Source organism: Cyanobium sp. BA20m-p-22 (assembly GCF_024346275.1).
GTDB lineage: Bacteria > Cyanobacteriota > Cyanobacteriia > PCC-6307 > Cyanobiaceae > Cyanobium_A.
Map to the genome: position 1 here is coordinate 1 of NZ_JAGQCQ010000265.1, position 5354 is coordinate 5354.

Below are 5354 nucleotides of genomic sequence, written 5' to 3' on the forward strand. Positions count from 1 at the left end.
GGTGCTGCCTGAGCATTTAGTGCCGGGAATCAGCGCCGTTCTCGAAACCTTTCATAGCGCCATTGCCGATCTACAGCGCCGCTTCCTGCGGATCATTGCCCTGGGCCTGGGCTGCGCCGAAACCTTCTTTGACGAGATGACCAGCGATGCCCCCACCCTCACCCGGGCGATCCGCTATCCACCCATGGCCGAGGCACCGGATGGTGGCCACATCTGGGCTGAAGCCCACGGTGACATCAACCTGATCACGGCCCTGCCCCGGGCCAGCGGGCCGGGCCTGCAGGTGCAGGTGGAAGGCAAATGGCTCGATGCCCTGCCGCCGGAAGGGCGGGTGATCCTCAACACCGGCATCATGCTGGAGCGTCTCAGCAATGGCCTGATCCCGGTGGGCTGGCACCGGGTGGTGGCGCCTGCGGGCAGCCAGCAGGAGCGCCTGAGCGTGGTGCAGTTCTGCCATGCCCGGCCCTGGACAAGCCTGGCCCCCCTGGCAAGCTGCTGCACTCCCGAAAACCCCCAGCGCTATTGCGGCATCAGCGCCGCCGCCGCCCTCGAAGACGTGCTCTACCAGATCAAGTTGCTGGGCTGAGGCCCCAACAGATCAGCGCGGCCACTGGGTGTGGCTTGCCAGGGCCGCGAGCAGGGCCTGGGGAGAGGGGGTAGGGGCGGCAGCCGTCAAGGCGAAGGCGACAGTGCGGGTCAGTCAGGTTTGAAAACTGGTTTGGCCCTGGATGCGGCCCCTGGCAATCTGCTGCTTGGCTTGGGGCAGTGTTTGCAGCTGTGCCTCCTGGAGCTGAGTCTGCTGCAGATGGAGTACGGGGAAGGTTGTTACGTGATCCAGATACCGTTCACGCTTTCACCCAGCAGCGGCCTGGCTGGCCCAGCGGCGGTAGTCCGGTAAGGGCTACTTAACCGAGCAGACTTGGCTTGAGCAAGTCCCCGGGCCCCAGCGGCCCAGGATGTTCGATGCCGGCTGAAGCCAATGCCTACCGACATCCTGCGGCGTGACCTCAGGCGATACCCCGCTAACGAACGGAGGATCAAGGGAGGGTGAAACCTGGGGGCCGCTGTCAGACTGGATTGATAGTTTTCAGGAGGTCTGGCGCGATGGCCACGCTCACCCTTTATGACCTCCCCGAGGAGGTGGTCTCCCGCCTAGAGCAGCGCGCCCGCGCCCATGGCCGCAGCCTTAACAGCGAGTTGGTGGACTGCCTGAGTCGCCAGAGCGCTGCAAACACCTATACAGAGAACTGGTTGCAGCAGGTGGAAGCCATGCGGGCGGAGATCAAGGGTGGCCCAATCCGCTTGGATGATCTGGTGGCGGCCACTGAACGCGACAGCCATTGACCACCGTTGTCGACACCAACGTGGTGGCAGCCCTGATGCTGCCCACCGCCGCCAACGCCGACGTCGCTGAGCTGTTGCGGCAGGATTCCGATTGGCGCTTGCCTCCACTGTGGCGATCCGAGTTTCGCCAGGTGCTGCTCAAAGTCGTGCGCGCCGATCTGGCCACACCTGAGCAAGCCCTTGCTCTCTGGCAGAAGGCGCTGGAGCGCTTTGAGCTGAATGAGCTACCGGTAGATGGGCACCAGGTTCTTGCGCTGGCCATCGCTACGGGCTGCTCCACGTACGACGCCGAATTCGTCGTACTGGCACGGCAGCTCAATTGCACGCTGCTGACCTTCGATCGCAAGTTGCTGCAGCTTTTTCCGGATCTTGCCAAGAAACCCGGCTCATAGGGTAGGCGCCGCAGCGGCACCATCGGGCCATCCAGGACTGCGCCTAGCGCTTGGCGCAGCCCTCCAAGCTGGCCGCCAGCTGCAGGAAGGCCGGGTGCCATTCGCTCAACACATCCCCCGCCAGCCCCCCGCGGTGCCCGTAGTTGCTGTAGGGGTCATGGAACCCCTCGCGCACCCCAGCCTTCTTCGGGCTGGCGTGGATGGTGCGCAGCGTGGCCAGCACCCTGCGGGTATCTTCCGGCTCGATCGGTGTGGAGAAGTAACGCGCCTCCCAGAAGTGGCCGATCCACTGCGTGATGCGCAACAGGTCACGCCCCTGCTGCTGCTGCAGGTGAAGGTGGTTGGCCAACAGATCACCCCGCACCCCACGGGCAATCAGGAAGGCCCGGCTGTTGCAGCACAGGGTGATGTGGAAGCTGCAGCAATCGGGAAGCTGCCTGGGGGTGCGGCCCGTGGGGTAGCGCCGCCGCCACCCTCGAAGACGTGCTTTACCAGATCAAGTTGCTGGGCTGAGGCAGCAACAGATCACCGCGGCCACTGGGTGTGGCTTGCAAGGGCAGCAAAAAGAGGATTGGATTTGGCGCTTCCAGCCAGCGTCTGGAGCGAATTTGTGGTGACGAGCAGGCAGGAGAAGGAGGGTCTGGGGAGAGGGGGTAGGGGGCCCCGCAGGAGGGTTCGCAAAAAATCCAGGTGCGGGGCCCCACTGGTGCCGCTGAGCCCGGCAGCCGTGTAGGCGAAGGAGCCAGTGCGGGTCAGACAGGTTTGATAACTGGTTTGGCCCTGGATGCGGCCCCTGGCAATCTGCTGCTTGGCTTGGGAGGGTGTCTGCGGCTGAGCCTCCTGCAGATGGAGCTCGGGGATGGTTGTGGTGATGGCTGCTGGATCCAGGGCAGACTCCTGCCAAGAGGCAAGTGGCGTGAGGAGCAACCAATCCCTTCCATGGGCAAAGCGTTTGCTCGGGCCGATGGCCACATTGCGCTGCAGAAAGCTGGGCTGCTGGGTGGCGGCCCCAAGCGAAGCGGCAGCGGCTTGCCAGGGCGGTGGCAGGAGTGCAGAAGCGGGCGGCTGGGGGAGGGGCGGTGACTGGGGAAAAACCACCAGGTGAAGGGTGGCCAGGCCGACACCTGCAGCTAGCACTGCCAACCAGAACCGCTGCTGAGCGCGATTTAGCTGGACAGGGTTGATACTGGTCATGCGGTTAACTCTTGATCGAGCAACCTGTAATAAATCCAGCCGGCAATAGTGGCAGCAATCAGGGAGAATATAAGGCCTCCGTGGCCATGGAAGAAGTCAAAAGCTGCCATGCCGCTGCGATCTTCCCAGGTGGTGAAGTACGCCAAAAGGGCAATGCGAACCGTATTGATGACATAGGCAGAAACTATGGCAGCCCCGAATGCCGCGAGGATGTGCCCACGCTGCTTCAGGGGGAAAATGAGCTGGAAAATAACTACCATGCTGATCGAAAAGATCAGCTGTTCGTTGCCATTGCAGTTTGTCTGAACTATCACCCCGGCAGAGCCAATCGAGATCTCCTTGCCACTGATGCCCGCCTGAAATCCGAGCCCGTAGAGAAAGGCCCAGGTGAGCAGGGCTGTGAGCCGATTTTGAATGGGGGAAGACAACACCGCAAATGCACCGCCAATAGGAAGTAGCAGGGAAATGAGCAGGGGGGCCGCAAAGAGTTGCCATTGCTGGAGTGGCCGACTGAGCAAGGCCAGGGCGCAGATAGATACAGGCAGAAGCAAATACTTGATGTAACCTGCCTGGAAACTGATCAGGGCTGGCGAGAGAGTTAAAAGCAGGGCGATTAAGATTGCTCCAGCCAAGAAGCTGAAACGGCTTGGTTTTGGCCAGAGATTGGCTAGCTTATCCTCTAAGGAGATGGCGATACCAAGCCAAAGCAATAGCTGAAATATCTGCAGACCAAGGCCTTGCTCGCTAAGCCAAAGCATGCTGGCATTCCAGCAAAATATAAAAGCAGCCAGCAACAGGAAGAGGGCCCTGCGATTGTATAGTTTAGATGCCCAATGCCGCAGCTCAAACATGGCAGATGGCGCTAGGGGTTAATATATAATTAAAGCTTGTGAAGGCCATAAAATCCCCAGGCGTAGGCAATTGCCATCAAGCAAATGCGCATGGCATTGCGTCCGAGGTTCCATGCGGCAGCAGAAGTTTGCCGGTTTAGCTCAACACGAAACTGTGCACTACGAGCTCCCACCGAGGACAGCAGCTCCTTGCGCCTGGCTGATGCATCTAGCTCAGCTTTGAAGAAAGCGGGTGGCAAGCTAGCTTGCAACTTCGACCATTCGGCTTCAATTACCGCATCGGGGGCACTTTTTATTCTTGATTCGACTGCCTTTATTTGCTCCTGGGCCTGGCTACTGGTTGCTGCGCCCTTGGCCGTAATCAGCTCCATGCCCCTGGCAAAAAGAATGGCCTGCCAGCCAGCCAGCAGCAGCAAGCTGATGGTGCCGGCCAGAGCCAGACGGCGGATCCCCAGCTCTGATTTCTTAAGAGCGATCAGCCGTGGACCCTTAGGGTTGGAAGTCTCCTGGCTATGGACCTGAAGCTGCAAGTAGGCTGAGACTCGCAACAGGGACACTCCTACGAGTGCCAGGCTGGCCGAGCTGACAATGGTGTTGGATATGCCAAGACCCCAATCTGGCGAAACAAGATTGAGGGGCAGGAAGTTGAAAGCTACGGCAAAAACAAATACCGCCAATAACACCCGGCCGATGCGCCGGATCAGCCTGATCCCACCGAGAGGCAATCTATTTTGACTCACAAGTAGAGCCGCCAGACCAAGGGAAGAGGCAGATTATCTGAGCTGCAGTGCAAAGCAGTTAGGTTGGCAAGCAGCCTAATCTTAAGCTGGACGGAGCGGAATGTCTATTTTGTATGTAAAAAATTAACAGGCTCCCTTGCTAAATATGGGGACTCACAGGGCAGCTTTAGCCATGCCCATAGCTTGGGCGCCGTAGTGGCGGGTCATGTCGGCCTGGAGGTGCCAGGCGGAGAGAAGGGTCTTAGCTACGCGACGCAGCTCGGCCACGTCATCGCAGGAATCAATCGCCCTTGAGTGGGATTCCAGGCTGAACTGGCGGGTCAGGGTGAGGTCGGCCACGGGTGAACAGTAGAAGCAATAAAACTTTACGCAGCCAGGCGAGGGTCTGGCGGGCGGGTTGCCGAACGGAGACGCCAGACTGAATAGCCCATCCACCCAGCCATGACACCTACCCGTGAACAGATCCTTGCCGCCTCAGCCGGTTGGGTAGCGGTGGTGCTGAACCTGGTGCCGGGCCTGGGCAGCGGCTATCTCTATCAACGTCGCTGGAGGGCTTACTGGATCACCTCAGGCCTCGCGACCGCCTGGTTTGTGGCCGGAGCAGTATTGGGCCAGCAAGCCGGAGCAGCCGCTGAAACTCAGAACCAGATTGTGGGGCTGGCCGGTCTGCTGGCGCTGGCAGCAGTCACAGCCACCGAGGCAGGCCTGGCGGTGAAAAAGGCTCGCAAGGCCAGTTGATCTCGTGCCCACCTGGAAGAGGCCAACCCGGGAGCCCACCGCATCCATTTTGCCAGCTTGAGATCCTGGGTCGGGCTGAGGCCCTAGGGAGTTAC

The 5354-nt window shown here is 60.3% G+C and carries 9 protein-coding genes; 4 read left to right on the forward strand and 5 right to left on the reverse strand.

All coding sequences use genetic code 11. The annotated features are described in order from the left end of the window. From KBZ15_RS17685 to KBZ15_RS17695, 3 genes are all read left to right on the forward strand, one after another. Window positions 1-586 (forward strand): 2OG-Fe(II) oxygenase family protein (locus KBZ15_RS17685; protein ID WP_315859925.1); only part of this gene is annotated, 586 nt, incomplete at its 5' end. 518 nt (window positions 587-1104) lie between these two features. Then, window positions 1105-1344 (forward strand): FitA-like ribbon-helix-helix domain-containing protein, encoded by a 240-nt coding sequence (locus KBZ15_RS17690; RefSeq protein ID WP_255016541.1) that lies wholly within the window; start codon window positions 1105-1107, stop codon window positions 1342-1344. Then, on the forward strand, window positions 1341-1736 hold the full coding sequence (locus tag KBZ15_RS17695; protein ID WP_255016542.1) for a type II toxin-antitoxin system VapC family toxin: 396 nt from the start codon (window positions 1341-1343) through the stop codon (window positions 1734-1736). Before KBZ15_RS17690 ends, KBZ15_RS17695 begins: the two co-directional genes overlap by 4 nt. Before the next feature lie 43 nt (window positions 1737-1779). Here the strand turns inward: KBZ15_RS17695 and KBZ15_RS17700 are convergent, their stop codons facing one another. From KBZ15_RS17700 to KBZ15_RS17720, 5 genes are all read right to left on the reverse strand, one after another. Then, the gene (locus KBZ15_RS17700; RefSeq protein WP_315859926.1) at window positions 1780-2085 is read right to left on the reverse strand and encodes a hypothetical protein; all 306 of its coding nucleotides are present in this window, start codon (window positions 2083-2085) and stop codon (window positions 1780-1782) included. A 176-nt stretch (window positions 2086-2261) separates the two neighbouring features. Next, window positions 2262-2930 (reverse strand): hypothetical protein, encoded by a 669-nt coding sequence (locus tag KBZ15_RS17705; RefSeq protein ID WP_255016543.1) that lies wholly within the window; start codon window positions 2928-2930, stop codon window positions 2262-2264. Next, complete coding sequence (locus KBZ15_RS17710; protein WP_255016544.1) at window positions 2927-3781, reverse strand: archaeosortase/exosortase family protein; 855 nt, start codon at window positions 3779-3781, stop codon at window positions 2927-2929. Before KBZ15_RS17710 ends, KBZ15_RS17705 begins: the two co-directional genes overlap by 4 nt. Window positions 3782-3810: 29 nt before the next feature. Continuing rightward, window positions 3811-4458, reverse strand: coding sequence for a hypothetical protein (locus tag KBZ15_RS17715; protein WP_255016545.1), 648 nt, complete (start codon window positions 4456-4458; stop codon window positions 3811-3813). Between the two features lie 216 nt (window positions 4459-4674). Further along, entirely contained in the window at window positions 4675-4860 is a 186-nt protein-coding gene (locus KBZ15_RS17720; protein WP_255016546.1) for a hypothetical protein, read from the reverse strand. A 102-nt stretch (window positions 4861-4962) separates the two neighbouring features. On the opposite strand from KBZ15_RS17720, the gene KBZ15_RS17725 reads away from it, so the two are divergent. Continuing rightward, window positions 4963-5259, forward strand: coding sequence for a hypothetical protein (locus tag KBZ15_RS17725; protein WP_255016547.1), 297 nt, complete (start codon window positions 4963-4965; stop codon window positions 5257-5259). Window positions 5260-5354: the final 95 nt, after the last annotated feature.

Excerpts from the sequence above, each read along its gene's own strand:
- KBZ15_RS17690 (WP_255016541.1), top strand. The coding sequence starts at position 1,105 with ATGGCCACGCTCACCCTTTATGACCTCCCCGAGGAGGTGGTCTCCCGC.
- KBZ15_RS17725 (WP_255016547.1), top strand. The coding sequence starts at position 4,963 with ATGACACCTACCCGTGAACAGATCCTTGCCGCCTCAGCCGGTTGGGTA.
- KBZ15_RS17705 (WP_255016543.1), bottom strand. The coding sequence starts at position 2,930 with ATGACCAGTATCAACCCTGTCCAGCTAAATCGCGCTCAGCAGCGGTTC.
- KBZ15_RS17710 (WP_255016544.1), bottom strand. The coding sequence starts at position 3,781 with ATGTTTGAGCTGCGGCATTGGGCATCTAAACTATACAATCGCAGGGCC.